Source organism: Streptomyces sp. NPDC002784, from assembly GCF_053592135.1.
Genome location: NZ_JBSFVD010000025.1, coordinates 1 through 25,699, shown reverse-complemented (window position 1 = coordinate 25,699; position 25,699 = coordinate 1). Strand labels below are relative to the sequence as shown.

Below are 25,699 nucleotides of genomic sequence, written 5' to 3'. Positions count from 1 at the left end.
GCGACCGCGCCCGGCCCCGCTTCCGGATCGCGTCACTTTCCCGGCGTGACCCACGCCACCGGTGACCCGCCCGTCCGCGAAAGACCATCCGGATCAGGGGTCCCGGGAGAAGGAATTGCCCGTTCCGGAGGGCGGTCCAGCACCGGAGCAGCGAGATCATCTTTGTTCAACCTTACACGACATGTAGGTAATTGTCCGGATCGCAGCCAACCGCTCCGAAGGGATTTCACCGCGTCTCACCTTCCCCGATAGGCATACGGAGTCAACAGCCGAACCACCCCGGGAGATCCGTATGCCAGAACTCAGCCGTCGCCGCGCGCTCACCGCGGCGGCCGCCCTCGCCGCCGCCTCCGGAGCCGCCACGCTCGCCGCCCCCGCCCGGGCCGCCGGCCACCACCCCGGCTCCCCCGCACCCTTCGACGAGGTCTACAAGGGCCGCCGGATACAGGGCCGGGCCCGCTCGGGCGGCGGGCACCACGACCACGGCGCCGGTTACGCCGTGTTCGTCGACGGGGCGGAGCTGCACGTGATGCGCAACGCCGACGGCAGCTGGATCAGCGTCGTCAGCCACTACGACCCGGTGACCACCCCGCGTGCCGCGGCGCGGGCCGCGGTGGACGAGCTCCAGGGCGCCGCACTCCTGCCGTTCCCCACGAATTGACCCGCCCAGTGACCTGCCCCTACCGCTACAGCACTTCCGGGAGCCCTCGCACATGACCGTCCGCAAGAACCAGGCGAACCTGACCGCCGACGAGAAGCGCCGCTTCGTCGCCGCCGTCCTGGAGCTCAAGCGCACCGGCCGCTACGACGAGTTCGTCACCACGCACAACGCCTTCATCATGGCCGACACCGACAGCGGCGAGCGTACGGGGCATCGTTCGCCGTCCTTCCTGCCCTGGCACCGCAGATTCCTGCTCGACTTCGAGCGCGCCCTGCAGGCGGTGGACCCCTCGGTCGCGCTGCCCTACTGGGACTGGACCGCCGACCGCACGGCACGGGCCTCGCTGTGGGCACCGGACTTCCTCGGCGGCACCGGGCGGAGCCTGGACGGCCGCGTGATGGACGGCCCCTTCGCCGCCTCCACCGGCAACTGGCCCGTCAACGTCCGGATAGACGGCCGTACCTATCTGCGCCGGGCCCTCGGCGGCGGCGGACGCCCGCTGCCGACCCGGGCCGAGGTGGACTCCGTGCTGGCGATGCCGACGTACGACATGGCGCCCTGGAACAGCGGCTCGGACGGGTTCCGCAACCATCTGGAGGGGTGGCGCGGGGTCAATCTGCACAACCGGGTGCATGTGTGGGTGGGCGGGCAGATGGGCACCGGGGTCTCCCCCAACGACCCGGTGTTCTGGCTGCATCACGCCTACGTGGACCGGCTCTGGGCGGACTGGCAGCGCCGGCACCCCGGCTCCGGCTACCTCCCGGCGGCGGGCACCCCCGATGTGATCGACCTCGGCGACACGATGAAGCCGTGGAACGACGTACGGCCCGCCGACCTGCTGGACCACACGCCGCACTACACCTTCGACGCGGCCTGAGCCGGCGGAACGACCCGGCGGAACGAGTCACTCCTCCGGCGGTTTGTCCCCCACGGCACGCGGTAACCCGTGCCGGGAACCGTACACAGACCAAGGAAGGGCGACTCATGTCACAGGTCGAGGAATCCATCGAGGTCGGCGTCCCGGTCCACACCGCGTACAACCAGTGGACCCAGTTCGAGTCGTTTCCCGAGTTCATGAGCGGGGTCGAGCGCATCGAGCAGCGCAGCGACACGCTCACCCACTGGGTGACGAAGGTCGACGGGGTGCAGCGGGAGTTCGACGCGGAGATCACCGAGCAGATCCCGGACGAGCGGGTCGCCTGGACCACGGTCGGCGGCCAGGCCCATCAGGCGGGCGTGGTGACCTTCCACCGGCTCGACGAGCAGCACACCAAGGTGATGCTCCAGATGGACTTCCACCCGGACAGCCTCGCCGAGAAGGTCGGCGACAAGCTCGGGTTCGTGAAGCGGCAGGCCAAGGGCGACCTCGAGCGCTTCAAGTCCTACATCGAGGACCGCGGCCGGGAGACCGGCGCCTGGCGCGGCACCGTGGTGTAGGTCCCTGAGCTATCCCGCCGCTTCCGTGCGGCACTCCGGGTGACCCCAGCCCTGCGCGTTCTTCGCGATGGGCTCGCCCGCGGCGTAGGAGCGGCCGCACAGGCAGCGGCCGGGGAACTTCGCCTTGATGGTGCGCGCGGAGGAGCCGGCGCCGCTCTTCTTGGCGGTCGCGGGGCGGCGGCGCGGCGCCTTGGCAGGGGCGTCCGGAGCGGGCGGCGGCTCGGGCGAAACGAGGCCGCTGCCCGCGGGCTCCTGCACGGTGGCCGCCTGGCTCGCGGCACGGTCGGCGAAGTCGTTGAGCTTGTCGCCGTCGACCTGGTGAGCGGGCACATAACGGAACTCGACGGAACGGCCGGCCAGGAGTTCGTCGATGCGTACGACCAGCTCCTGGTTGGCGACCGGCTTGCCTCCGGAGGTCTTCCAGCCGTTGCGCTTCCAGCCCGGCAGCCAGGTGGTGACGGCCTTCATGGCGTACTGGGAGTCCATCCGGACCTCCAGCGGTACGCCGGGGTCGGTCGCCGCCAACAGGCGCTCCAGGGCCGTGAGTTCGGCGACGTTGTTGGTGGCCTTGCCGAGCGGTCCGGCTTCCCAGCGGGCCGGGGTCTCCGTCTCGTCGGCGACGACCCAGGCCCAGCCCGCGGGTCCGGGGTTCCCCTTCGAAGCCCCGTCGCACGCGGCCACTACTCGTTCACGCATGCGCCGATCATGCCATGGGCCGCGGGGGTGACCCGAGCCCGCCCGGTCAGACGTCGGTGATCTTGGGCATCTCGCCCGCGATGGTGGTGGTGTCGATCACGGAGAAGTGCGCGCCCTGCGGGTCGCTGAGCGAGGCGAACCGCCCGAAGGGCGTGTCCATGGGCCCCAACCGCAGGACCGCGCCCAGCTCGGTGGCCTTGGACACGGCATCGTCGCAGTCGGCGACGGAGAAGTACACGTTGATGTACGCCGGGACCTCGGGCGGGAACTCCTCGGTCATCGCCATCCGGCCCAGGACCGTCTTGTCGCCGATGTTGAACAGCCGGAAGTCGACCCCGTCGTCCTCCATCCGCTGCGCGGTGTACGCGGGGAAGACGGCCGGGAAGAACGCGTCGGACTTCTCCGGCTCCCGGGTGAAGATCTCGGCCCAGCAGAACGCGCCGGGCCGCTCGGGCGGCGCCTCGAAGCCCTCGTGCGCGCCGGCCTGCCAGACGCCGAAGACGACGCCGCTCGGGTCGCGGCCCAGGCACATGGTGCCGAAGTCGCCGACGCGCATCGGCTCCATCAGCACCTCGCCGCCGTGGTCGCGGATCCGGCCGGCGGTGGTGGCGGCGTCCGGGGACGCGAAGTACAGGCACCACTGGGACGGGCCGTCCTGCCCGGGCATGGGCGGGACGACGGCGGCGACCGCCTTGCCGTCCGCGTAGGCCTGGGTGTAGCTGCCGAACTCCGTCGACGCCTCGCCGAAGGTCCAGCCGAGGACAGTGCCGTAGAAGCTCTTGGCTCCCTCGACGTCAGTGAACATCGCATCGGCCCAACAAGGGGTTCCCTCTGGCTGTACCGCCATGACCGCGGCCTCTCCGACTCGGGTTTCCGGTCCGGTTTCCCACGCTATCCACCCCCCACGCCGAGCGCGCGCCGAACGAACCCCGGCGCCGTCACCGGCCGCGCCGACGCCCCCGCTGAACCAGCCGCGCGCGGCGGCACGCTCGCACGGCTCCCGCGCTCCCTGTGCGCCGCCCGTTCGGGCGATGATGACCGGCGTGGGATCACACGCGCTTTCGCAGTCCGCCCCGATCGGGCGGTTTGCACATCCGGCGCGCGAAACCGCCCCCTTCACGCGGTTCCCGGCCCTCACCTCCGCTGTTTGCCTTGTGTACAGGCAGCGCGTGCTGTCCACCCCGTGCCACGAGGTTGCCGTCTCACCGACCACACCGCTCACCCCTGAACCCCCTTCCAGGGAGGGACTGTGTCCGCACCCGAAAGCGCCGCCGATCCCACCGTCGACGAACCCGGCACCACCGCTCCCCCGTTCACCAGCCTCAGCACGCGAGCCGCCCGCAACCTGACGACGACCACCAAGTCCGAACCCCAGATGCAGGCCATCACCTCCCGATGGCTGCTGAGGATGCTGCCCTGGGTCGACGTCAGGGGCGGCGCCTACCGGGTCAACCGGCGTCTGCAGCTGCGCATCGGCCGCGGCCGGGTGCAGTTCGAGCAGAACGGCGCCGACGACGTCCGGGTGATCCCGCAGACGCTCACCGAACTGCCGGCGCTGCACGGCTACCGCGACATCGAGGTCCTCCAGCAGGTCGCCTCCCGCTTCCGGGTCCGCGAGGTGCGCGCCGGGCAGGTCCTCTTCGAGGCCGGACAGCCGGTCACCGAGGCCTACCTGGTGGTGCACGGCCGCTTCACCCGCTTCACCGCCGGCAAGTACGGCGAGGAGGAGGTCATCGGCGTCGTCACCGACGGCGAGGGCCTGGGCGACGAGGCCGTCGGCCAGGCCGACCCGCTCTGGCTCAGCTCGGTCCGGGCCGAGACGTCCGGGGTGGTGCTGGTGCTGCCCTGGGACGAGCTCATGGAGGACGTGGGCCGGGCCCCCTCGCTCGCCGCCCATCTGGAGGCCTACGCCGAGCGGCAGAACAAGCCCATGAACCGCAAGGGCGAGGCCGATGTGCCGGTGCAGGCCGGCCACGTCGGCGAGCCGGTGCTGTCCGGCGGCTTCGTCGACTACGAACTCGCCCCGCGCGAGTACGAGTTGTCCCTCACCCAGACCGTGCTGCGGGTGCACACCCGGGTCGCCGACCTCTACAACGACCCGATGGACCAGACCCAGCAGCAACTGCGGCTCACCGTCGAGGAGATCCGCGAACGCCAGGAGTGGGAGCTGGTCAACAACCGCGAGTTCGGGCTCCTCCACAACACCGCCTACGACCAGCGGATCAGCACCTTCGCCGGACCGCCGACCCCGGACGACCTGGACGAGCTGCTGTCGATGCGCCGCAAGACCCGGCTCTTCCTCGCCCATCCCAAAGCCATCGCGGCCTTCTTCCGGCAGTGCAACCGGCGCGGACTGGTGCCCGGCACGGTGACCGTCGAGGGCCACGAGGTGCCCGCCTGGCGGGGCGTGCCGCTCTTCCCGTGCGGCAAGATCCCGATCGGCCCGCAGCACACCACCAGCATCATCGCGCTGCGCACCGGCGAGGCCGACCAGGGTGTGGTCGGCCTGTACCAGACCGGCATCCCCGAGGAGTACCAGCCGGGCCTGAACGTGCGGTTCATGGGCATCGACGACAGCGCGATCCTGCGCTACCTCGTCACCGCCTACTACTCCATGGCGATCCTCGTGCCGGACGCCGCCGGAATCCTGGAGAACGTCCAGATCGGCCGGACCGCCGACTGAACGGACCGCCGACCGAACGGGAGTACGTCGATGAGCACGTCCACGTTCCGGCCGCCCGGCCCGCCGAGCCCGGCCCGCTCTCTCCGGACCCGGCGCGGCGGTGCCGTGCCCGGCCTGCTGTACCGGCCCGCCGTCCCACCGGATCCGCGGAAGGTGACGGAGGTGGACCTGCGCCTCGAAGCCTGGGCGCGCGGTCTGGATCTGTTTCCCAGGGCCTGGTCCGGCGACTTCACCGGCTTCCGGTTCGGGCGGGCCGTGGTGCTCCAGCATCCCGGCGCCGCCGACCTCGAACGCCTCACCGCCGCCGGCAAGCTGCTGCTCGCGGAGAACGTCGTCGACAGCTGCTACTGCGAGGTCTCCGAAGGCCGGGGCGCCTCGGCGCGCGGCCTGGGCGGGCGGCTGGTCATCGCCCAGTCGGCGCTCGACCCGTACCACGGCACCCCCGAGACGGAGGAGCAGTGGCGGCTCGGCGTCCAGGCGGACGGGCCGCTGCGCGCGTACCACTGGGCGCTGAAGGACTACGCCGCCTTCGCCACGCCCAGCCAGACCGACCGGCTCGTCCACGACATCGCCCGGCTCCACCTGGGCTACCTCGGCGAGGCCGCCTGGGCGGAGACGGCGTACCTGCCGCGGGTGTGGGAGTACCTGACGATGCGGCAGTTCAACAACTTCCGGCCCTGTCTGTCACTGGTCGACGCGGTGGACGGCTATGAACTGCCCGCGGCGCTCCACGCCCGCCCGGAGATCCAGCGGGTGACGGCGCTGGCCTGCAATGCCACCACGATCGTCAATGACCTGTACTCCTTCACCAAGGAACTGGCGAGCGACCCGACCCATCTGAACCTGCCCGTGGTCGTCGACGCCAACGAGCGGTGCGGGCTGAAGGCCGCCTATCTGGAGTCCGTGGAGATCCACAACCGGATCATGGCGGCGTTCGAGGAGGAGGCCGCCGCCGTCTCCGCCCTCTCGCCCGTCGTCGCGCGCTACACCGAGGGCCTCGCGGCCTGGGTCGCCGGCAACCACGAGTGGCACGCCACCAACACCCACCGCTACCACCTGCCCGACTACTGGTGAGCGCCCCGCAGCACACACCGGCCCCACCGTCCCCCCACGAGAGGAACCAGCGTTGAGCTCCACCGACGTCGGCACCACCACCGCACCGGTGCCGCCCCAGTCCACGTACCAGCACCGGGTGGCGGACTACTGGAACGCCGAGGAGAACCCGGTCAACCTCGAACTCGGCAGGATCGACGACCTGTACCACCACCACTACGGCATCGGGGACGTCGACCGGTCGGTGCTGGAGGACTCCGACCCCGCGCTGCGCCAGGAGCGGATCACCGCCGAACTGCACCGCCTGGAACACGCCCAGGCCGAGCTGCTCGCCGACCGGCTCGGCCCGCTGTCCCCCGCCGACCGGGTCTTCGACGCCGGCTGCGGACGCGGCGGCGGCAGCGTCGTGGCCCATCTGCGCTACGGCTGCGGCGCCGACGGGGTCACCATCTCCGCCAAGCAGGCCGAGTTCGCCAACGAGCAGGCCCGCAAGCGGGGCATCGAGGGCAGCGTGCGCTACCACTGCCGCGACATGCTCGACACCGGATTCGCCTCGGGCGCGTTCGCCGCCTCGTGGAACAACGAGTCCACCATGTACGTCGAGCTGGACCTGCTGTTCGCCGAGCACGCCCGGCTGCTGCGCCGCGGCGGACGCTATGTGGTCATCACCGGCTGCTACAACGACACCTACGGGCGCGCCTCCCGCGAGGTGTCCCTGATCAACGCCCACTACATCTGCGACATCCATCCCCGCTCGGCGTACTTCCGGGCGATGGCCCGCAACCGGCTGGTGCCGGTGCACGTGCAGGACCTCACCGCGGCGACCATCCCCTACTGGGAGCTGCGCCGGCAGGCCGAGCACCTGGTCACCGGAATCGAGGACACCTTCCTGACCGCCTACCGCAACGGCAGCTTCCAGTACCTGCTGATCGCGGCCGACCGGATCTGACCCGACGCCGGCGGGACGGCCCCTCTGCTCGTGGCTGATCTGCCGCGGGCAGAGAACGCCCCGGCGCGGGGAATGCGCGGGCAACAGTGGAGTCGACGGCATTCACGCCACGACGAGGAGATCCCATGACTCCACTCACCGCGCTCGCTCCCCGGGCGGAGGAGGGCGACACCGCGCCCACCCGGTTCGACGACCAGCTGGCCGCCCAGTTGCTCGGGCAGCGGATCGTGCTGCTGGGCACCCAGGTCGACGAGGTCTCCGCGAACCGGGTCTGCGCGCAGTTGCTGATCCTGTCCGCGGAGGACCCGCGCACTGACATCTGCCTGTACATCAACAGCCCCGGCGGCTCGGTCCACGCGGGTCTCGCCATCTACGACACCATGCGGCTGATCCCCAACGACGTGTCGACGCTCGCCATGGGCTTCGCGGCCAGCATGGGCCAGTTCCTGCTGAGCGTCGGCACCGCGGGCAAGCGCTTCGCCCTGCCGAACGCGCGGATCATGATGCACCAGCCGTCGGCCGGCATCGGCGGCACCACCGCGGACATCGAGATCCAGGCGGAGAACCTGGAGCACACCAAGCGGACCATCGAGCGGCTGACCGCCGAGCACACCGGCCAGAGCCCGGAGACGATCTCCCGGGACGGTGACCGGGACCGCTGGTTCACGGCCGAGGAGGCCCAGGAGTACGGATTGGTCGACCGGGTGGTGGAGTCGCTCACCGACGTCCGCCCGGCCGCCTCGAAGCGACGGATGGGGCTGTAGTCATGGGCAGTTACACGATTCCGAACGTCATCGAGCGCACCCCGCAGGGCGAGCGGTCCTTCGATGTGTTCAGCCGGCTGCTGAACGAGCGGATCATCTTCCTCGGCACGGAGATCGACGACGGGGTGGCCAATGTGGTCATCGCGCAGCTGCTCCATCTGGAGGCCGCGGCGCCCGAGAACGAGATCTCGATCTACATCAACTCCCCCGGCGGATCGTTCACTTCGCTGATGGCGATCTACGACACGATGACCTTCGTGCAGGCGCCGATCGCCACGGTCTGCGTGGGGCAGGCGGCGTCCACGGCGGCCGTGCTGCTGGCCGGCGGGGATCCCGGGCGGCGGTCCGTGCTGGAGCACGCGCGGGTGCTGCTCGGGCAGCCGGCCAGCGGTGGCCGGCAGGGCACGGTCTCCGATCTGACGCTCCAGGCCAAGGAGATGGTCCGGATCCGCGCCCAGGTCGAGGATGTGCTGTCCCGGCACACCCACCACGACGTCGGGACGCTGCGCGCCGACATGGACCGCGACAAGGTGTTCACCGCCGAGGAGGCCGTGGCGTACGGCCTGGCCGACCAGGTGATGAACCGGCGCCTCGTCGGGGTGTGAGGCGCCGGGCCGGCGGCGTCAGGCGGCCAGGCAGAGTCCGTCGTACGACGAACCGGCCGTGCCGCGGCTGCGGACCGGGCTGTGGCGGCTGGTGAGCCGGATCAGTTCGCCCTGGGCCCGGGACAGCAGGTCGCCGAGGCCGAGTCCGAGGGCGTGGGCGGCGGCCGCGAGGACCTCCGAGGAGGCCTCCTTGCGGCCGCGCTCCACCTCGGAGAGGTAGGGCATCGAGATCCGGGCGGCGTCGGCCACGTCCTTCAGGGTGCGTTCCTGGGCGAGGCGTTCGCGTCGCAGGACGTCTCCGACCAGGTCCCGCCACAGGGGTTCCCTGGTGGTGGGTCCGGCGGACCGCGGGGGCGAGGGTTCCGGGCGCGCGGGCGGGCGCAGCGGGACGACGCGGGCTTGGTTCGGCGCTTGGTTGCTCACCCTCCCAGCCTAGGAGCCAGGGCCGGGACGGGAAGGGCGCGGCGTTCCGCGCTGGGAGGAATCGCCAGGAGCGAACAGGGAGTTGAGCCGAGCCGAGCCGGTTCGGGTGACTGTCCGGTTCGGGTCACTGCCCGGCGAAGCCGATCACCGCACGGACCCGCTTGCCGACCGGGATCCGTTCCACGGCGACGTCCCCCGCCAGCGCGTGCACGATCTCCAGACCGTGCCGGCCGATGCGCTGGGGGTCCCGCGGGAAGCGGCGGGGCAGCGCGGCGCTGCTGTCGTAGACGCAGACCGTGACCCCGGAGTCGGTGCCCTCCAGCTCCAGGATGTAGGGGCCGTTGCTGTGCCGGTCGGCGTTGGTGACGAGTTCGCTGACCACCAGGAGCACCTCTTCCTGGGCGCGGTCGTCGATGTGGGCGCACCATTCGGTGCGCAGCCTGCCGAGGAAGAGGGCGGCGAAGGACCGCGCCTCGGCGATGCATCCCGGCTCACCGGTGTAATGGGCCGCCCGTCGGAGCGGTTCCACGGGCACGTCGAAACCAGTCGGAATCACTGCCCCGTCGTGTTCGATCATGCGTTTCTCTCTCGAAGCCGACCTGGCCGGACACTGCTGCATCAGTGCTCGTACCCAGTGCCGCGCTCCGCATCCCCCCGCACAGGGGACCGATACGTCACATCGACGGAGTCAGCGGGCTGACGCCCGGCAGGGACTGGGTCGCCGTGGCGGTCGAGTCCGAGGTCAGCGGCACTTCGGGGGTGGTCGTCCCGGGAGACTCCGGCTCCGCCGGGGGCTGGGAGGTCGGGGGCACCGGGGTCGGCGGCTGGATCTGGCCGGAGGGGGTGATGGAGGACGGCGGGCAGGTGTTCTCCGAGCCGTCGGGCGTGTCCGGGCACGCCGGCGGGTCGTCGGGGGACGTCGACGTGGAGGGCGGTTCGGTCATCGACGGAGAGGGCTGGCGGGCGGGCGGGTCCGTCCTGCGGTCCTTGGAACCGGTGTCACCGGGGTGCCGCTCGAACCAGTCGCCGCGCTCGGGGTCGTGGACGACGAAGACCTCGACGACGGTGGTGGCGGGGGCGACCACGACGACGTTCGAGGACGTGTACGACGGCCAGGAGTCGCCCGTGGTCCTCGGGCTCCGCTGGGCCACCGGCTCGGTCAGCGGGTTGCCGCAGGCGCAGCGCACCCGGGGCACTCCGCGGTCGTCGACGAGGACGGCGGTGCCGCTCTGGAGGACGGCCTGGTAGCTGGTGGCCGTGCCGTCGCGGTAGCCGTGGTTGGTGACGCGGGTGTCCATGCGCAGCTGCACGGGGGTCAGGCCGCGCAGATAGGCCGGAACTCCGGCGGGGTCGACGCGGGCGACGGAGGCGAACGCCCTGTTCTTCGCCGGTTCCGCCTGGAGGGCCTTGATCTGCTTCTCCACGTCGCAGCTGGCGGCGTTGCGGGTGCCGCCGTACAGGCCGGGCGCCGCGCCGTCGACGCCGCGGACGGCGTTGCCGGTGGGGGTCTCCGTGGCCGGGGAGGGGGTGGCCGGCGGGGCGGAGCTGTCCTTGGCGGTGGACTCGGTGAAGGGGTCGGGGCCGGTCTTCCCGGCGGCCTGGAGGAAGACCTCGCCGCCCGCCGCGGAGCCACCGCCGCCACCGCCACCGCGGCCGAGGACGACGGCGATGACCACGGCCGCGACCACCACCGTGGCGAGCACGGCGATCCGCGGCACGGACCGCCACCAAGGCCGACGGGGTTCCGGTGGCGGGGGGACACCGCCGCCCCCGGTGCTCGGGGGCAGGCCGCCGCCGCTGCCGCCCGGGGGCTGGGAGGGCGGACCGGTAGGCGGCTGCGAGGGGCCGGACAGGGGTCCCGAAGGGGGTCCTGTGGGCCTGCCCGAGGAGGGAGGTTCGGCGCTCACGAGCCCTTCTTCCCGATAGGGAACTCTCACGGCCTTTCACCTGAATAGCCGTGTTTCTCCATATCATCACCATTGTGCGCTCCGGGCCGGTGCGCCGCGCAAGCCGACGCGGACGGCCCTCCCGGCAGGCGGGGCGGACGGAGGCTGCTTAGCGTGGCAGGGTGATCACGCGCACCCCCTCCGACCAGGCAGTGGCCCGCCACGGCTGGCCGCAGGCCGTCGTCGCCGTGCTGGCCGGACTGCTCGCCATGGCGATCGTCGCGGCGCTCGGCCTGTGGGCGGCGGGGGCGGCCGGCCTCCCGGACGGCGCCTTCCCGCGGGTCGCCGCCGCGACCGTGGTGACCGCCGTCGGCGGCGCCGTGGAGATGTCGGGCGACGCCGGCGGCCTCGCCGAGTCCGCGGCCGACCTCGCCGTGATCCCGCTGTCCGTCACCCTCGTCGGCGCGCTGGTGATCGCCGCCGGTTTCCTGCGGCCGCTGCGGCACCGGGCGGTGGCCGGGGCGCGCGAGCTGGCGGGATGGGCGGCCCGGATCGCCGTGCTGTGGCTGCTGGCGCTGCTCGGGCTGGCGCTGGCCGCCCGGCAGACCTTCACCGTCTCGCTGGGCGACGATGCGCTCGGCGAGCTGGGTGAGCTGTTCGGCGTCACGCCCCGGGTCGGCTTCCGCGCGGACGTGCCGCTCACCCTGCTCTTCGGCCTGTTGTGGCTGGCGGGCGTGCTGGTCCTGGCGCTGCTGGTGTCCCGCGGGGCTCCCCTGCCGGCCCGGCTGCTGCGCTTCCAGGAGGCGGTGCGGCCCGCCGCGTACGCCATGGTCGTGCTGCTGCTCGCCTGCGCCGCTCTGGGCGCCGTCATCGGTCTGGTCGTCGCCGCCACCCGCGGCCACGCGGCGGAGACCCTGGCGGTGCTGCTGCTCGGTCTGCCGAACCTGGTGTGGCTGGCCTTCACCGTCGGCCTCGGCGCCACCTGGGACGGCCGGGTCGAGGGCCCGTTCGGCCTGCCGATGCCGCATGTCCTGGACGAGGTGCTGCGCGGCTCGGACACCGCGGCCCTGAATCTGGGCACGCTCGCCGAGCACGACGGCCGGGTGTGGTGGCTGGTGGTCGTCGACGCGGTCCTGGTGCTCGCCGCCGCGTTCGTGATGGCGGCCCGTTCCCCGCGCCGGATGCGGGCCTGGCAGCACGCGGTGCGGATGGCGGTGGCGCTGGCGCTGACGGTGCTGATGATCTGCCTGGTCGCCCGGATCTCGGCGCACTACGGCCTGTCCGTCCTCGGCATCGGCGACCTGGGGGGCGATCTGGCCGGGGAGCTGGTGCTGAGGCCGCGGATCTGGGGCGCGCTGGGCTTCGCGCTGCTGTGGGGCCTGGTGGCGGGATTCCTGGGCGCCCTGCTGGCCCGGCCGGTGCACCGACGGGGCGAAGTGCCGCGCTAGCTGTACCTCCCGCCGAAGAACGGCTCGGCCCACCGCGGCGGCGGCTTCGGCCCCTCGGCCCGCTCGTCCCCCTGGTCCACGGCCCGTACGTCCACCCGGGTCGGCGGGTGGGCCCGCTCCGGGTCGCCCCGCAGGGCGAGGCGCAGCGCCGCCACGAAGGCCAGGCAGGAGTCGTACCGGTCGTCGGGGCTCTTGGCCAGCGCCTTGGCGAAGACCGCGTCGACCGGTGCCGGGAGGTCGGGCCGGGAGGAGGTCAGCGGCGGCGGTTCGTCGTACTGGTGCGCCCACAGCAGCGCCATGTCGTCGTCCCGCCGGAAGGGCGGCCGCGCCGCCAGGCACTCGTGGACGACGCAGGCGAAGCCGTACACGTCGCAGCGCGCGTCGACCGGTTTGCCGGAGATCTGCTCGGGCGCCACGTAGTCCAGCGTGCCGACGAACTGTCCGACGGTGGTGAATCCGGTCAGGGACAGCGATTTCTTGGTCAGCCCGAAGTCGGTCAGATAGGCGTGCTCGGGGTGGTCGCTGTCGGTGCCGCGGGCGACCAGGATGTTGCCGGGTTTCACGTCCCGGTGGACCAGCCCGTGCTCGTGGGCGGCGTCCAGCGCGGACGCCACCTGCGCGGCGATCCGCAGGGCCGTCGCCGGCGCCAGGGGGCCCTGCCGGTCCAGGAGGTGGCGCAGGTCGCTGCCGGCGACGTAGCGCATGGCGATGTACAGGACGCCGTCGGTCTCGCCCGCCTCGAAGACCGGCACGATGTGCGGGTGGTCGATCGCGGCGGCGGCCCGGGACTCATGGGTGAAACGGCGGCGGAAGGTGTCGTTGCGGGCGAGTTCGGGGGCGAGCAGCTTCAGCGCGACGGTGCGGTCCAGGCGCAGGTCGCGGGCCCGGTAGACGACGGCCATGCCGCCGCGGCCGATCTCCTGCTCGATGCGGTAGGCGGCGATCTGCTTGCCGATCAGCTCCGAGGGGCGGCCCGAGAACAGGCTCGTCTCATGGCCCATCCGGGGTCACCACCTGGGTGGCGGTGTGGTCGCGGTCCGCGGCGGCGGCGCGGGGCGCCTCGTCCGTGGCGAAGGTGGTCAGTCGCAGGCCGTCGGCGTAGACCCAGCGTCCGTGTTCGGTGTCGTAGAGCCATACGTGCTCGCCCTCGACGACCACGCCGATCCGCAGTCCGCGGGTGCGGTCGCGGAAGGACTCGCCGTCCAGGCCGCCGGCCGCGAGATCCTCCAGCGCGGCCCGGTAGCGGGCGAGGTTCTGCTCGGCGCGGACGAGCTGGGGCCGGGGGTCGGCGGTGCGGGCCAGGGCGGCGTCGGGGGTGGGCGGGTCCTGGGGCACGGCGACCAGGTGGCGGCCGTCGACCCAGGCCGACCAGCCGTTGGCGCACAGGACGTGGCCCCAGTCGCCGCGTCGCTCGAGGAGCTGCACCGGCAGCAGCGGGTCGAGCGGCACGGTGGGCCGGGCCGGGTCGGGGCTCTGCCAGGCCGGCATCCCGCGGGCGGGGACGACGTGCGTGGGCCGGAATCCGGGTGTCGCCATGGCCTCGGCCTACTTCCGCATCACGACGGGTTCTTGGCGGCGCAGCAGCCGGGAGACCACGTAGCCGAAGACCACCGACAGCACGATCAGCATGCCGATGTCGAGCAGCCAGACGCCCGCCGAGTGGCGGAACAGGGGGTCGCCGGTCAGGTCGCCGGGCACGAGCCGCGCCAGATCGACGGTGCCGGCCATCGCGCCCAGCGCCCACCGCGCGGGCGCCAGCCAGGCCAGCTGTTCCAGGCCGGGCACGCCGTCGAGTTTCAGCAGGGCGCCGCAGAACACCACCTGGACGATGGCCAGCAGCACCAGCAGCGGCATCGTCACCTCCTCCTTGCGCACCAGCGCGGACACCAGCAGGCCGAGCATCATCGCGGTGAAGGCGAGCAGGGCGACGGCGACGATGATCTCGGCCAGGGGCGGCAGCAGTACGCCTTCGCCGCCGGGGGCGTTGAGATCGACGCCGAGCAGGCCGACGAGCGTCAGCACCACGGCCTGGAGCACGGTGATCGTGCCGAGCACCACGACCTTCGACATCAGGTACGCCGATCTGGACAGGCCGACGGCGCGTTCGCGCCGGTAGATCACCCGTTCCTTGACGAGTTCACGCACGGCGTTCGCGGCGCCGGTGAGGACGGCGCCGACGCACAGGATGAGCAGGGCGTTCAGCGCGGTCTCGCGGGTCAGGGCGCTGCCGGCCAGGGCGCGGGCCATGGCGCCCATCACGAACGGCAGGGCGATCATGATCGCGAGGAAGGTGCGGTCGGCGCTGAGCGCGGCGCCGTAGCGGCGGATCAGCGTGCCGAGCTGGGCGCCGCGGCTGCGCGGCCGGCTCGGCGGGGTGATGACGACCGGTCCGGAGCGCAGCAGCCGCGGCTGGGCGGCGGCGTCGGCGACATAGCGGCGGTGCAGGGGCGAGGCGGCGTAGTCGCCGGCCCAGTCGCGGTGCTGGTCGCGTTCGAAGGCCTCGAAGGCCTCCGGCCACTGTGCGAAGCCGAAGAAGGCGAGGGCGTCCTCGGGCGGGCCGTAGTAGGCGATCCGGCCGCCGGGCGCGAGGACCAGGAGGCGGTCGCAGACGTCCAGGCTGAGCACGCTGTGGGTGACGACGATGACGGTACGGCCGTCGTCCGCCAGGTCGCGCAGCATGTGCATCACCGAGCGGTCCATGCCGGGGTCGAGCCCCGAGGTCGGCTCGTCCAGGAAGAGCAGGGAGGGCTTGGTGAGCAGTTCCAGGGCCACGCTGACGCGCTTGCGCTGGCCGCCGGAGAGGCTGTGCACGGGCTGTCCGGCGCGCTGCTCCAGGCCGAGTTCACCGATGACCTCGTCGACCCTGGCGCGGCGTTCGGCCTTGGCGGTGTCCTGCGGGAAGCGGAGTTCGGCGGCGTAGGACAGGGCGGCGCGGACGGTGAGCTGGGAGTGCAGGATGTCGTCCTGCGGGACCAGGCCGATGCGCTGGCGCAGTTCGGCGTAGTCGCGGTAGAGGTCGCGGCCGTCGTAGACGACGGTGCCGTGGTCGGCGGGCCGCTGTCCGGTGAGGGCGTTGAGCAGGGTGGACTTTCCGGCGCCGCTCGGTCCGACCACCGCGAGCAGGCACTTCTCCCCCACCGGGAAGGAGACGTCGTCGAGGAGGGTCTTGCGGCCGCGGTCGACGGCGACGGTGAGGTCCTGCACCTCCAGGGAGACCTCGCCGGTGTCGACGTACTCCTGGAGCTCGTCGCCGACCAGGCAGAACGCCGAGTGTCCGATGCCGACGACGTCGCCGGGGAGCAGGGGGGCGGCGGTGACGGGGCTGCCGTTGAGGAAGGTGCCGTTGTGGCTGCCCAGGTCGGCGATCTCGTGGCCGCCGTCGGGCAGGGCGCGCAGCTCCGCGTGGTAGCGGGAGACGACGAGGTCGTCGAGGACGAGGTCGTTGTCGGCGGCGCGGCCGATGCGGACGGTACGGGCGGGCAGCGGCCGGACGCTCGTCGGCTGCCGGAAGGTGCCGGTCTGGGCGGGCATCGAGACGGCCGAGGGGCGCTCGGGGACGGCGGTTTCCGGTCGGCCGAGGAGGACGGCGCGGGGGCCGTCGGCGGGGTTGCCGAAGCGGATCACGGTGCCCGGTCCGACGTCCCACTCGTGGACGCGGTGGCCGTCGGTGTAGGTGCCGTTGGTGCTGCCCTCGTCCTCCAGCGTCCAGTGGCCGGACTCGGGGCGCAGGACCGCGTGGTGCCAGGAGACGCGCGCGTCGTCGATGACGATGTCGCTGAGCGGGTCGCGTCCTACGTGGTAGTCGCGGCTCGGGGTCATCACGGTGGAGCCCGACTCGGTCTCCAGCACGAGTACGGGCGCAGTCGGTGCGAGCGGCCGCTCCGCCATGCCTGAATTCTACCGATGTGCCCACTTGCGCGCCTGGCGCGGAGGATCAGGCGACCGGGACGACCAGGGCGGGGCTGGTGCGCTGCATCCGCAGCGCGTCGATCGACTCGGCGAGCAGTTCGTACTCGGTGGTGTCGTCGTGGGTGGCGATACGGACCAGCCGTCCGGCCGCCAACTGCTCGGCGACCAGCTCCTGTTGAGCGGCGTCCCCGCACCAGGCGCGCAGTACGGCGGGCACGTCGGGCACGGTGCCGGCGACCGGGACGAGCGCGCCCGCGGGTAAGTGCTCGGCGTCGGGGTGCGGGTCCAGCCGCTCGGCGATCCACGCGGCCCGGTCGCGCAGCCACCACAGGGCGAGGGCCAGGGTGGGCGCCCGGTAGGTGCCGAGCGGTACGCCGATGCGCCGGCCGCCGCAGGTGCCGTATGCGGTGACATGGCACAGGAATTCGTCGTGCACGTCTCACTCCCCCGTGGTGCGCTCGCCGGTGGGCCGGGCCTCGCTTTCCGGGCGGCTCAGCTGCTGTGCGTGATGGGGTCTTCGCTGCGGGTGAAGTGCCCTCTGCGATTGAGTATGTTCACTACTGAATCACTGTCACCATGACTTTTTGGCCACTCTCCTGGCATATTCGCCAAGATCGATGGCCGAAAGGCGATAGGGGCAGGTTTTCCCAGGCAAGACGGCGGTGAGTGCCCCTTCGGCCGCTCCGGCGACCGACGCCCCGCCGGATCCGGCGGGGCGTCACCTCGGGCTCAGGCCTTCACGGCCTCGTCGATGCGGGACAGCTCCTCCGCGTCGAAGTCCAGGTTGCCGATCGCCGCCACGCTGTCCTCCAGCTGCTGCGGGCTGCTCGCGCCGACCAGGGCCGAGGTCACCCGGCCGCCGCGCAGCACCCAGGCCAGCGCCATCTGCGCCAGCGTCTGGCCGCGGTCCTTGGCGAGGTCGGCGAGGGTGCGCAGCCGGGCCACCAGGTCCTCGGTGAGGGCGTCGGAGCTGAGGAAGGGACTGTCGCTCGCGGCCCGGGAGTCCTCCGGGATGCCGTTCAGGTAGCGGCCCGTCAGCAGGCCCTGCTCCAGCGGCGAGTAGGCGATGGAGCCGATCCGCAGTTCGTCGAGGACGTCGAGCAGTCCCTCCTCCGGGCGGCGGTCGAGCATGGAGTAGCGCGGCTGGTGGATCAGCAGCGGGGTGCCCAGCTCACCGAGGATGCGGGCCGCCTCCCGGGTCTGCTCCGGCGAGTAGTTGGAGACACCGACGTACAGCGCCTTCCCCTGCTGGACGGCCGAGTGCAGCGCGCCCATCGTCTCCTCCAGCGGAGTCTCCGGGTCCGGGCGGTGCGAGTAGAAGATGTCGACGTAATCCAGGCCCATCCGCCGCAGGCTCTGGTCGAGCGAGGACATGAGGTACTTGCGCGAGCCCCACTCGCCGTACGGTCCCGGCCACATCAGGTATCCGGCCTTCGTGGAGATGACGAGTTCGTCGCGGTAGGCCGCGAAGTCCGCCTTCAGCGCCTCACCGAGCGCCGACTCGGCGGCGCCGGGCGGCGGGCCGTAGTTGTTGGCCAGGTCGAAGTGCGTGACGCCGAGGTCGAAGGCGCGGCGCAGGATGGCCCGCTGGGTCTCGACCGGGCGGTCCGGGCCGAAGTTGTGCCACAGACCGAGGGACAGGGCGGGGAGCTTGAGGCCGCTGCGTCCGGTGCGCCGGTAGGGCATGTCCGCGTAGCGGTCGGGGTGTGCGGTGTACAACGCGACTCCAGAGGGGTGGGCACGGAGGAACCAGGGTCCCTGAGAACCGCTGCCCACTCTGCCGTGACCTGTGGGCATCGGTCCAACAGAAGAATCCGATGGAATTCAGCGGATACGCTTCTCAGCCATGGAACTGCGCCATCTCCAGCACTTCGTCGCGGTCGCCGAGGACCAGCATTTCACCCGGGCCGCCGAACGGCTCATGGTCTCCCAGTCCGGGCTCTCCGCCTCGATCCGCTCCCTGGAACGGGAACTCCAGACCCCGCTGTTCGTACGCACCACCCGCAGCGTGACGCTCACGCCGGCCGGGCGCGCGCTGCTGGGCGAGGCGGAGCGGATCCTCGCGCAGGTGCGGTCGGCCCACGAGGCGGTGGCCGCGGTGCAGGGCGTGCTGCGCGGGATGCTGGCGCTGGGCTCCGAGCAGTGCATCGCCGGGGTGCATGTGGCGGGACTGCTCGCCGCGTTCCGGCGCCGCCATCCGGACGTGGAGATCTGCCTGCGCCAGGCCGGCGCGGGGGCGCTCGCGGAGGAGGTCGCGGCCGGCCGCCTGGACCTGGCCTTCGCCGTGCGTGCGGCGCAGAAGGACACCGACCAGCTGCGCGCCGTACCCCTGTCCAGCGAGCCCATGACGGTGCTGTGCCACCCGAGCCACCGGCTCGCCGCCACCGGAGCCGCGGTCACCCCCGAGGAGCTGGGCGCGGAGGTGTTCGTCGACTTCCACCCGGACTGGGGACCGCGCCGCACCACCGACGCCGCGTTCGCCGCCGCGGGCGTACGGCGGACGGTCGCCCTGGAGGTCAACGACGTGCACAGCCTGCTGGACCTGGTGGACGAGAACCTCGGCATCGCCGTCGTACCGCGCCACTTCCGGCACAAGCGCGAGTCACTGACCGCGCTGCCGGTCAAGGGCACCGGCGAGCGGGTGTACGAGACGGTCGCCCTGCTGCCGCCCCCGCAGGCCACGAGCCCGGCGGCGCGGGCGCTGATGGAACTGCTGGAGGCAGAGGGCGCGTGAGGGACGGCTGTGCGCGATGGTGGAGCCATGCATGCCAAGGACATCCTCATCGACGGTTTCAGCCGCATCCAGGAAGAAGTCCACGCCACGGTCGAGGGCCTCGCCCCCGACGACCTGCACGCCCGGCCCGGCCCGGACGCCAACTCCATCGCCTGGCTCGTCTGGCATCTCACCCGCGTCCAGGACGACCACATCGCCGACGCCTTCGGCCTGGACCAGGTGTGGCTCACCCAGGACTTCCAGCAGACCTTCGGCCTCGATCTGCCCCCCAGCGACATCGGGTACGGGCACACCTCGGCGCAGGTCGGCAAGGTGCGGGTCGGCTCCGGTGACCTGCTGACCGGGTACTACGACGCCGTCCACGCCCAGACCCTCGCGGCGCTGCGAGAGCTGCCCGCCAAGGATCTGGAGCGCATCGTCGACGAGCGCTGGGACCCGCCGGTCACCCTGGGCGTCCGGCTGGTCAGCGTCCTGTCCGACGATCTCCAGCACCTCGGACAGGCCGCCTACGTCCGCGGACTGCTTCAGAGCGCGTAACCCGGCAGGACGACGTCCTCGATGAGGGCCTTGCGCTCGTCGAACGGGATGAACGCGCTCTTGACGGCGTTCACCGTGACCGTGCGCAGGTCCTCCACCGTCCAGCCGGCCTGCTCGACCAGCAGCGACATCTCGCGCGTCATCGTCGTACCCGACACCAGACGGTTGTCGGTGTTGAGGGTGACGCGGAAGCCGAGGTCCTTCAGGGCGGTGATGGGGTGCTCGGCCATGGAGGTGGCGGCGCCGGTCTGCAGGTTGGAGGTCGGGCACATCTCCAGCGCGATACGGCGGTCGCGGACCCAGCCGGCCAGCCGGCCGAGCTTGCCGTCGACGATGTCGTCGGTGATGCGCACGCCGTGACCGAGGCGCTGGGCGCCGCAGATCTGGACCGCCTGGTGGATGCTGGACAGGCCGTCGGCCTCACCGGCGTGAATGGTGAAGGGCACGTTCTCGCGGCGCAGGTGCTCGAAGGCGCCGAGGTGGTCGGCGGCGGGGAAACCGGCCTCGGCGCCGGCGATGTCGAAGCCGACGACACCGGCGTCCCGGAAGGCCACGGCCAGGTCGGCGGCCTCGCGCACCCGGTCGAACATGCGCATGCCGCAGAGCAGGGTGCCGACGCGGACCGGGGTGCCGGCCGCGGCCGCCTTCGCCATTCCGGCCGCCAGCCCCTCCTGAACGGTCTCCACGACCTCGGCGAGGGCGAGCCCGCCGGTGGTGTTCAGCTCGGGGGCGTAGCGCACCTCGGCGTAGACGACACCGTCCGCGGCCAGGTCCAGGACGTACTCCTCGGCGGTGCGCAGCAGGCCCTCGCGGGTCTGCATCACGGCGAGGGTGTGCTCGAAGGTGGCGATGTAGCGGACCAGGTCACCGGAGTTCGCGGCCGCGAAGTACCAGGCGGCCAGCTCGTCCGGGTCGGTGGTCGGCAGGGTGTGACCGACGGACTCGGCGAGCTCCACGACGGTGGCGGGGCGCAGGCCGCCGTCGAGATGGTCGTGCAGGACGGCCTTGGGGAGCCGGCGGATCACGTCGGTGTCTACGCGCGTAGCGATCATGGTGGGTCTTTCCTTGGGCGGGTGGGGCGGTTGGGAGGGGTGGTGGAGCGGGCGGGGGCTCAGCCGGGCGGGCTGGGCGGGGATTGGCTGTTGCCCGGCGGGCGGGGCTGGGCGGTGAGCTTGAGCGGGCGGGGTGGCTGGGAGAGTGGTGGAGCGAGGGAGGGTTCAACCGGGCGGCTGGGCGGGCTTTGCCTGTTGCCCGGCGTGCGGCACGGGGCTGGGCGGTGAGCTTGAGCGGGCACCGGCGGGTGCGCGGTGGGGCGGCGGGCGAGGGTTGGTCGGCGGGCTTGAGCGGGGCCCGGCGGGTGCCCGGCGGTGCGGGCCTGCGGGGGTCAGTCGGCGAGTCCGATCGGGCCCCAGCAACTGCCCGGTGGTGCGGCGGACCGGGTCCGAGCTACCCCGACGGTTGCCCGGCGGTGCGGCGGCGGGTTTGAGCTGGCTCGGCGGCTGCCCGGCGGTGCGGCAGCGGGTTTGAGCCACCCAGCAAATGCCCGGCGGTGCGGCGGCCGGGCCCGAGCCACCCCAGCTGCTGCCCAGCGGTGCGGCGGGCCGGGCTCAAGCCAGCCCGGCGGCTCCCTGCGGTGCCGCACGGCCGGGCTCAGTCGGCGGGCTGGAGCAGGTCCCAGCGGTTGCCGTACAGGTCCTGGAAGACAGCGACCGAGCCGTAGGGCTCGTGGCGCGGCTCCTCCAGGAAGGTCACGCCCGCGGCGAGCATCCGGGCATGGTCGCGGGCGAAGTCGTCGGTGTGCAGGAAGAACCCGACGCGCCCGCCGGTCTGGTCACCGACCCGGGCGGCCTGGGCGTCACCCTTGGCGCGGGCCAGCACCAGGCCGGTCCCCTGCTCGCCGGGCTCCACCACGACCCAGCGCGAGCCGTCCGGGCGCGGGCTGTCCTCGGCGAGCCGGAACCCGAGGGCGTCGGTGTAGAAGCGGATCGCCTCGTCGTAGTCGTCGACGACGAGGGTGACCAGGGCGATGCGTCTCATCGGTACCTTCCGGGGACGGGCGATTGACGGGAGAGGTTATACGTAAAACCCACCCGGGCGCCAGTCCATGACCGCGACCCCGCGCGGGGCTCGGTCCACGGGCCTAGGCCCACGGCCCGAGGCGTCCCGGCCCGGTGCTGGGTAGCGTCCCCGGCATGACGATCACCGAGCCGCCCCGCACCCCCGAACAGCGCCGACGCGACGTCCTGCACCGGCTGGAGCGGGAGATCGACATCTGGGTCTCCACGGCGGACGCCGACGGCGTGCCGTGTCTGGTGGCACTCTGGTTCGTCTGGGACGGCGAGGCGCTGTGGCTGTCGACCCGGGGCACCAACCCCACGGGCCGCAATCTGCGCAGCGGGCGGCGCACCCGGCTGGCGTTCGGGGACACTCGTGACGTCGTCCTGATCGACGGCGAGGCGGAGGCGTTCACCGCCGAGGAGGTGCCGGCCGCGGCGGCGGAGGCGTTCGCGGCCAGGACCGGCTGGGACCCGCGCGCCGAGCGCGCGCCGTACGCCTTCTTCCGGGTGCGCCCGCTGGCCGTACAGGCCTGGCACGAGCAGCGGGAGCTACCGCAGCGGCATCTGATGCGGGACGGGAACTGGCTGGTCTAGACAGGTTCGGCCCCTGTACCGCCCCGGGACATCCGAATCCCCCAAAGGTGTTACCTGAGGGTAACCCCTGCTGGTTTGATGTGCGGCGCCACCCAACCCCCCTCCACCACAGGGAGAACCAGTGACGCTTTCCGCACAGCGCCGTGCACAGGGATCGGCCGCGCTCGCCCTCTCGCTCGCCGTCGCGGGCCTGGCGGGCGCGACGCCCCCCGCGTCCGCCGCCGAACAGACCCCGGCACTGGGGGTGTTGTCGTACAACGTGTTCCTGTTCAGCAAGAGCCTCTACCCGAACTGGGGCCAGGACCACCGGGCCGCCGAGATCGTGAAGGCGCCGTTCTTCCAGGGCAACGACGTGGTGGTGCTCCAGGAGGCGTTCGACAACTCCTCCTCGGACGCGCTGAAGTCGGCCGCCGCGAGCGCCTATCCGTACCAGACGCCCGTGGTCGGCCGGAGCAGGACCGGCTGGGACGCGACGGGCGGGGCGTACTCGGCGACGACGCCGGAGGACGGCGGGGTGACGGTGCTCAGCAAGTGGCCGATCGTCCGCAAGGAGCAGCACGTCTACCAGGACGCGTGCGGCGCGGACTGGTGGTCCAACAAGGGCTTCGCGTACGTGGTGTTGAACGTCGGCGGCACCAAGGTGCACGTCGTGGGCACGCACGCCCAGTCCACCGACCCCGGGTGCGACGCCGGTGAGGCGGCCGCGATGCGCAGCCGTCAGTTCCGGACGATCGACGCGTTCCTGGACGCCAAGAACATCCCGGCGGGTGAACAGGTTCTGGTCGCGGGCGACTTGAACGTCGATTCGCACACCGCGGAGTACGGCACGATGCTCACCGACGCCGGTCTGGTCGGCGCCGACGCGCGCACCGGGCACCCGTACTCCTTCGACACCCAGGACAACTCCCTGGCGCGCGACCGCTACCCGGACGACCCGCGCGAGGACCTGGACTACGTCCTGCACCGCGCGGGCCACGCCCGTCCGGCCGTATGGAAGAACGACGTCGTCAAGGAGCGGAGTGCGCCCTGGACGGTGTCGAGTTGGGGCACCGACCACACGTACACCAATCTGTCGGACCACTACCCGGTGACCGGGTCGGCGGGCTGACCACGGCGGGTTCAGCCGGCGGCGGCCAGTACGGGGCCGCCGCCGAGGGCGAGGGAGAAAGGGAGAACTGGTCGGTGACCTGGGCCAGGGCCTCGGCGGAGCCCGGGGCGATGGCGAGGGGTGTCACGCGCGCCGCGTCCGCACTCGCCGCCGAGGCGCTGACGGCCCTGGACGGCGGGCTGCGACGCGGAGCGGACCTCACGTACGACGAGGGCGCCGAGATCTCGGTCCTGGTGACGGTCGCCGAGGCCGCCGCCGCCAAGGCCGCACACGAATCCACGGCCCGCGCCCTGGACATCATCGGCGCCCGCTCCACCTCCGCGCGCCTGGGCCTGGACCGCTTCTGGCGCGACGCCAGGACCCACACGCTGCAGGAGTCCGTGATCCATCGACTCCGTGACGTGGGGGGCTACTTCCTCAGCGGGGAGCACCCGCCGTTCACTCTGCCGGTCTGAGCATCTCACTTAGCAAGATCAGCTCGTCCAGCATGCGAACACCCTCTTGGGTCGGCGGCCGACTTCTGCCACGATCCCTAGCAACCAGGTAGGAAAGCTAGGGATCGATGGGGGTGGCCATGGGACCGTGTGTCCGCGCAGCGCTTTCGCTGCCGCTGCTGACCTCCCGCCGCCACATCGACCTTCGCCGTACGTCGAGCGCCATCTGTCGGCCCTTCTGAGGCCGCGAGCCGACCTTCCGGCCTGACCCGAGGCCCTGAGCCAGCCGTGTCGACCCGGTGGCCCGGTGGCCCTGCATCAAGTCATTCGCCGAACCTGTCGGCCCCCCCCTTACTCCCTTCAGCGATCACCCGCGCCCTCCCCGGAGCAGGCGTGTGCCCGCGTACCCGTGATCCACGACTCCCGAGAGGACACCTCCGTGTCTGCCGCAAGACCGCTCACCGCCCTGCGCACCCTCGCCGCCATAGCCGCGCTCCCCCTGCTGCTCACCGCATGCGGTTACGGTTCGGACTCCGCCGACGACGACAAGCAGGCGCAGGTCGCGGCCGACGCCAAGAAGCTCTCCGCCGACGAGGTGCGGATCGGCTACTTCCCGAACCTCACGCACGCCACCGCCCTGGTGGGCGTCGAGGAGGGCATCTTCCAGAAGGAACTCGGCGGCACCACGATCGAGGCATCGACCTTCAACGCGGGCCCCTCCGAGATCGAGGCCCTCAACTCCGGTTCCATCGACATCGGCTGGATCGGCCCCTCCCCCGCGATCAACGGCTACACCAAGGCGGACGGCTCGAACCTGCGGATCATCTCCGGCTCGGCGTCCGGCGGGGTGAAGCTCGTCGTGAACCCCGGCAGGATCACGTCCCTGAAGGACGTCAAGGGCAAGAAGATCGCCACCCCACAGCTCGGCAACACCCAGGACGTGGCCTTCCTCAACTGGATCGCCGAACAGGGCTGGCAGGTCGACGCGCAGAGCGGCAAGGGTGACGTCTCCGTCGTCCGCACCGACAACAAGGTGACCCCGGACGCCTACAAGTCCGGTTCCATCGACGGCGCCTGGGTGCCGGAGCCGACCGCCTCCAAGCTGGTCGCCGACGGCGCGAAGGTGCTGCTGGACGAGGCCGACCTGTGGCCCGACAAGAAGTTCGTGATCACGAACATCATCGTGTCCCAGACGTTCCTCAAGGAGCACCCGGACGTCGTCGAGGCCGTACTGCGCGGCTCGGTGAAGACCAACGAGTGGATCAACGCCAATCCGGACCAGGCCAAGGCATCCGCCAACAAGGCCCTGGAGAAGGAGTCCGGCAAGGCGCTGCCCGCCGAGGTCATCGACCCGGCCTGGAAGTCGATCAGCTTCCTCGACGACCCGCTGGCCGCGACCCTCGACACCGAGGCCGAGCACGCGGTGAAGGCCGGTCTGCTCGAACAGCCCGACCTGGACGGCATCTACGACCTCGCGCTCCTCAACAAGGTCCTCGCGGCCGAGGGCAAGGACGAGGTCGACGACGCCGGTCTCGGCGTCAAGTAACGGATTCCCAGAGCTCCCAGGAGGTGACGACCATGGCCATCACGATTCCCAAGGCCGACGGCACGGACACGTCGGTCGACCACGCCGCGCGCATCGACCACGTGTCGAAGTCCTTCGCCGGCCCGGCCGGGCAGCAGCTCGTCCTCGACGACATCACCCTCGATGTCGCGCCCGG

27 protein-coding genes and 2 pseudogenes are annotated in these 25,699 nt (G+C 71.9%); 17 read left to right on the top strand and 12 right to left on the bottom strand.

Going from position 1 to position 25,699, the window contains the following annotated elements; genetic code table 11:
- The first annotated feature begins 292 nt into the window (after positions 1 to 292).
- The 3 genes from melC1 to ACWD1Z_RS30855 all read left to right on the top strand — a co-directional run bounded on the left by melC1 (position 293) and on the right by ACWD1Z_RS30855 (position 2,098).
- Positions 293 to 661, top strand: coding sequence for an apotyrosinase chaperone MelC1 (melC1, locus tag ACWD1Z_RS30865; protein ID WP_451123085.1), 369 nt, complete (start codon positions 293 to 295; stop codon positions 659 to 661).
- A 52-nt stretch (positions 662 to 713) separates the two neighbouring features.
- Positions 714 to 1,538, top strand: a complete 825-nt coding sequence (gene melC2, locus ACWD1Z_RS30860) for a tyrosinase MelC2 (protein ID WP_451123083.1) — start codon at positions 714 to 716, stop codon at positions 1,536 to 1,538.
- A gap of 107 nt (positions 1,539 to 1,645) precedes the next feature.
- Positions 1,646 to 2,098 (top strand): SRPBCC family protein, encoded by a 453-nt coding sequence (locus tag ACWD1Z_RS30855; protein ID WP_451123081.1) that lies wholly within the window; start codon positions 1,646 to 1,648, stop codon positions 2,096 to 2,098.
- A 9-nt stretch (positions 2,099 to 2,107) separates the two neighbouring features.
- Here the strand turns inward: ACWD1Z_RS30855 and ACWD1Z_RS30850 are convergent, their stop codons facing one another.
- Both ACWD1Z_RS30850 and ACWD1Z_RS30845 read right to left on the bottom strand, forming a co-directional pair.
- Positions 2,108 to 2,794, bottom strand: a complete 687-nt coding sequence (locus ACWD1Z_RS30850; RefSeq protein WP_451123079.1) for a ribonuclease H family protein — start codon at positions 2,792 to 2,794, stop codon at positions 2,108 to 2,110.
- Between the two features lie 46 nt (positions 2,795 to 2,840).
- On the bottom strand, positions 2,841 to 3,641 hold the full coding sequence (locus ACWD1Z_RS30845) for a VOC family protein (protein WP_451123077.1): 801 nt from the start codon (positions 3,639 to 3,641) through the stop codon (positions 2,841 to 2,843).
- A gap of 402 nt (positions 3,642 to 4,043) precedes the next feature.
- On the opposite strand from ACWD1Z_RS30845, the gene ACWD1Z_RS30840 reads away from it, so the two are divergent.
- From ACWD1Z_RS30840 to ACWD1Z_RS30820, 5 genes are all read left to right on the top strand, one after another.
- Positions 4,044 to 5,477: a family 2B encapsulin nanocompartment shell protein gene (locus ACWD1Z_RS30840; RefSeq protein WP_451123075.1), complete on the top strand. Its 1,434-nt coding sequence runs from the start codon at positions 4,044 to 4,046 to the stop codon at positions 5,475 to 5,477.
- Between the two features lie 30 nt (positions 5,478 to 5,507).
- A complete protein-coding gene (locus ACWD1Z_RS30835) occupies positions 5,508 to 6,551 on the top strand; it encodes a family 2 encapsulin nanocompartment cargo protein terpene cyclase (protein WP_451123073.1) in 1,044 nt (347 codons plus the stop codon).
- A gap of 52 nt (positions 6,552 to 6,603) precedes the next feature.
- Positions 6,604 to 7,479: a geranyl diphosphate 2-C-methyltransferase gene (locus ACWD1Z_RS30830; protein WP_451123071.1), complete on the top strand. Its 876-nt coding sequence runs from the start codon at positions 6,604 to 6,606 to the stop codon at positions 7,477 to 7,479.
- A 125-nt stretch (positions 7,480 to 7,604) separates the two neighbouring features.
- On the top strand, positions 7,605 to 8,243 hold the full coding sequence (locus ACWD1Z_RS30825; protein ID WP_389420219.1) for an ATP-dependent Clp protease proteolytic subunit: 639 nt from the start codon (positions 7,605 to 7,607) through the stop codon (positions 8,241 to 8,243).
- Positions 8,244 to 8,245: 2 nt separating this feature from the next.
- Entirely contained in the window at positions 8,246 to 8,848 is a 603-nt protein-coding gene (locus tag ACWD1Z_RS30820; RefSeq protein ID WP_451123069.1) for a ClpP family protease, read from the top strand.
- A gap of 18 nt (positions 8,849 to 8,866) precedes the next feature.
- On the opposite strand, the gene ACWD1Z_RS30815 is transcribed toward ACWD1Z_RS30820, so the two are convergent.
- The 3 genes from ACWD1Z_RS30815 to ACWD1Z_RS30805 form a co-directional block, all read right to left on the bottom strand.
- Positions 8,867 to 9,271, bottom strand: a complete 405-nt coding sequence (locus ACWD1Z_RS30815; RefSeq protein ID WP_451123067.1) for a helix-turn-helix domain-containing protein — start codon at positions 9,269 to 9,271, stop codon at positions 8,867 to 8,869.
- Between the two features lie 124 nt (positions 9,272 to 9,395).
- Positions 9,396 to 9,848 (bottom strand): ATP-binding protein, encoded by a 453-nt coding sequence (locus ACWD1Z_RS30810; RefSeq protein WP_451123065.1) that lies wholly within the window; start codon positions 9,846 to 9,848, stop codon positions 9,396 to 9,398.
- A 97-nt stretch (positions 9,849 to 9,945) separates the two neighbouring features.
- Positions 9,946 to 11,178 (bottom strand): DUF6777 domain-containing protein, encoded by a 1,233-nt coding sequence (locus ACWD1Z_RS30805; RefSeq protein WP_451123063.1) that lies wholly within the window; start codon positions 11,176 to 11,178, stop codon positions 9,946 to 9,948.
- A gap of 161 nt (positions 11,179 to 11,339) precedes the next feature.
- Between ACWD1Z_RS30805 and ACWD1Z_RS30800 the strand changes: the two genes are divergently transcribed.
- Positions 11,340 to 12,605, top strand: a complete 1,266-nt coding sequence (locus ACWD1Z_RS30800; RefSeq protein ID WP_451123061.1) for a streptophobe family protein — start codon at positions 11,340 to 11,342, stop codon at positions 12,603 to 12,605.
- On the opposite strand, the gene ACWD1Z_RS30795 is transcribed toward ACWD1Z_RS30800, so the two are convergent.
- From ACWD1Z_RS30795 to mgrA, 5 genes are all read right to left on the bottom strand, one after another.
- On the bottom strand, positions 12,602 to 13,606 hold the full coding sequence (locus ACWD1Z_RS30795) for a serine/threonine-protein kinase (protein ID WP_451123059.1): 1,005 nt from the start codon (positions 13,604 to 13,606) through the stop codon (positions 12,602 to 12,604). The two genes, ACWD1Z_RS30800 and ACWD1Z_RS30795, sit on opposite strands and share 4 nt — an antisense overlap.
- A complete protein-coding gene (locus ACWD1Z_RS30790) occupies positions 13,596 to 14,141 on the bottom strand; it encodes a hypothetical protein (protein ID WP_451123057.1) in 546 nt (181 codons plus the stop codon). Before ACWD1Z_RS30790 ends, ACWD1Z_RS30795 begins: the two co-directional genes overlap by 11 nt.
- Before the next feature lie 9 nt (positions 14,142 to 14,150).
- Positions 14,151 to 16,493, bottom strand: coding sequence for an FHA domain-containing protein (locus ACWD1Z_RS30785; RefSeq protein ID WP_451123055.1), 2,343 nt, complete (start codon positions 16,491 to 16,493; stop codon positions 14,151 to 14,153).
- A gap of 46 nt (positions 16,494 to 16,539) precedes the next feature.
- Positions 16,540 to 16,950, bottom strand: coding sequence for a hypothetical protein (locus ACWD1Z_RS30780; RefSeq protein WP_451123053.1), 411 nt, complete (start codon positions 16,948 to 16,950; stop codon positions 16,540 to 16,542).
- 293 nt (positions 16,951 to 17,243) lie between these two features.
- Positions 17,244 to 18,233 (bottom strand): L-glyceraldehyde 3-phosphate reductase, encoded by a 990-nt coding sequence (gene mgrA, locus ACWD1Z_RS30775; protein ID WP_451123051.1) that lies wholly within the window; start codon positions 18,231 to 18,233, stop codon positions 17,244 to 17,246.
- 127 nt (positions 18,234 to 18,360) lie between these two features.
- Here mgrA and ACWD1Z_RS30770 point away from each other — a divergent pair, with 127 nt between their 5' ends.
- Both ACWD1Z_RS30770 and ACWD1Z_RS30765 read left to right on the top strand, forming a co-directional pair.
- Positions 18,361 to 19,248 (top strand): LysR substrate-binding domain-containing protein, encoded by an 888-nt coding sequence (locus tag ACWD1Z_RS30770; RefSeq protein WP_451123049.1) that lies wholly within the window; start codon positions 18,361 to 18,363, stop codon positions 19,246 to 19,248.
- 27 nt (positions 19,249 to 19,275) lie between these two features.
- On the top strand, positions 19,276 to 19,785 hold the full coding sequence (locus tag ACWD1Z_RS30765) for a mycothiol transferase (RefSeq protein ID WP_451123047.1): 510 nt from the start codon (positions 19,276 to 19,278) through the stop codon (positions 19,783 to 19,785).
- On the opposite strand, the gene ACWD1Z_RS30760 is transcribed toward ACWD1Z_RS30765, so the two are convergent.
- On the bottom strand, positions 19,773 to 20,837 hold the full coding sequence (locus tag ACWD1Z_RS30760) for an adenosine deaminase (RefSeq protein ID WP_451123045.1): 1,065 nt from the start codon (positions 20,835 to 20,837) through the stop codon (positions 19,773 to 19,775). The genes ACWD1Z_RS30765 and ACWD1Z_RS30760 overlap by 13 nt on opposite strands.
- Before the next feature lie 598 nt (positions 20,838 to 21,435).
- Positions 21,436 to 21,822 (bottom strand): VOC family protein, encoded by a 387-nt coding sequence (locus ACWD1Z_RS30755; protein ID WP_451123043.1) that lies wholly within the window; start codon positions 21,820 to 21,822, stop codon positions 21,436 to 21,438.
- Between the two features lie 155 nt (positions 21,823 to 21,977).
- On the opposite strand from ACWD1Z_RS30755, the gene ACWD1Z_RS30750 reads away from it, so the two are divergent.
- The 6 genes and pseudogenes from ACWD1Z_RS30750 to ACWD1Z_RS30725 all read left to right on the top strand — a co-directional run.
- On the top strand, positions 21,978 to 22,436 hold the full coding sequence (locus tag ACWD1Z_RS30750; protein ID WP_451123041.1) for a pyridoxamine 5'-phosphate oxidase family protein: 459 nt from the start codon (positions 21,978 to 21,980) through the stop codon (positions 22,434 to 22,436).
- A gap of 121 nt (positions 22,437 to 22,557) precedes the next feature.
- Positions 22,558 to 23,544: a sphingomyelin phosphodiesterase gene (gene sph, locus ACWD1Z_RS30745; protein WP_451123039.1), complete on the top strand. Its 987-nt coding sequence runs from the start codon at positions 22,558 to 22,560 to the stop codon at positions 23,542 to 23,544.
- A gap of 122 nt (positions 23,545 to 23,666) precedes the next feature.
- Positions 23,667 to 23,999 (top strand): annotated as a pseudogene (locus ACWD1Z_RS30740) (acyl-CoA dehydrogenase family protein); the annotation flags it as partial.
- 107 nt (positions 24,000 to 24,106) lie between these two features.
- The gene (locus tag ACWD1Z_RS30735) at positions 24,107 to 24,220 is read left to right on the top strand and encodes a putative leader peptide (RefSeq protein ID WP_451123037.1); all 114 of its coding nucleotides are present in this window, start codon (positions 24,107 to 24,109) and stop codon (positions 24,218 to 24,220) included.
- A gap of 197 nt (positions 24,221 to 24,417) precedes the next feature.
- The gene (locus ACWD1Z_RS30730; protein ID WP_451123035.1) at positions 24,418 to 25,524 is read left to right on the top strand and encodes an aliphatic sulfonate ABC transporter substrate-binding protein; all 1,107 of its coding nucleotides are present in this window, start codon (positions 24,418 to 24,420) and stop codon (positions 25,522 to 25,524) included.
- A gap of 32 nt (positions 25,525 to 25,556) precedes the next feature.
- A pseudogene (locus ACWD1Z_RS30725) lies at positions 25,557 to 25,699 on the top strand (ABC transporter ATP-binding protein); the annotation flags it as partial.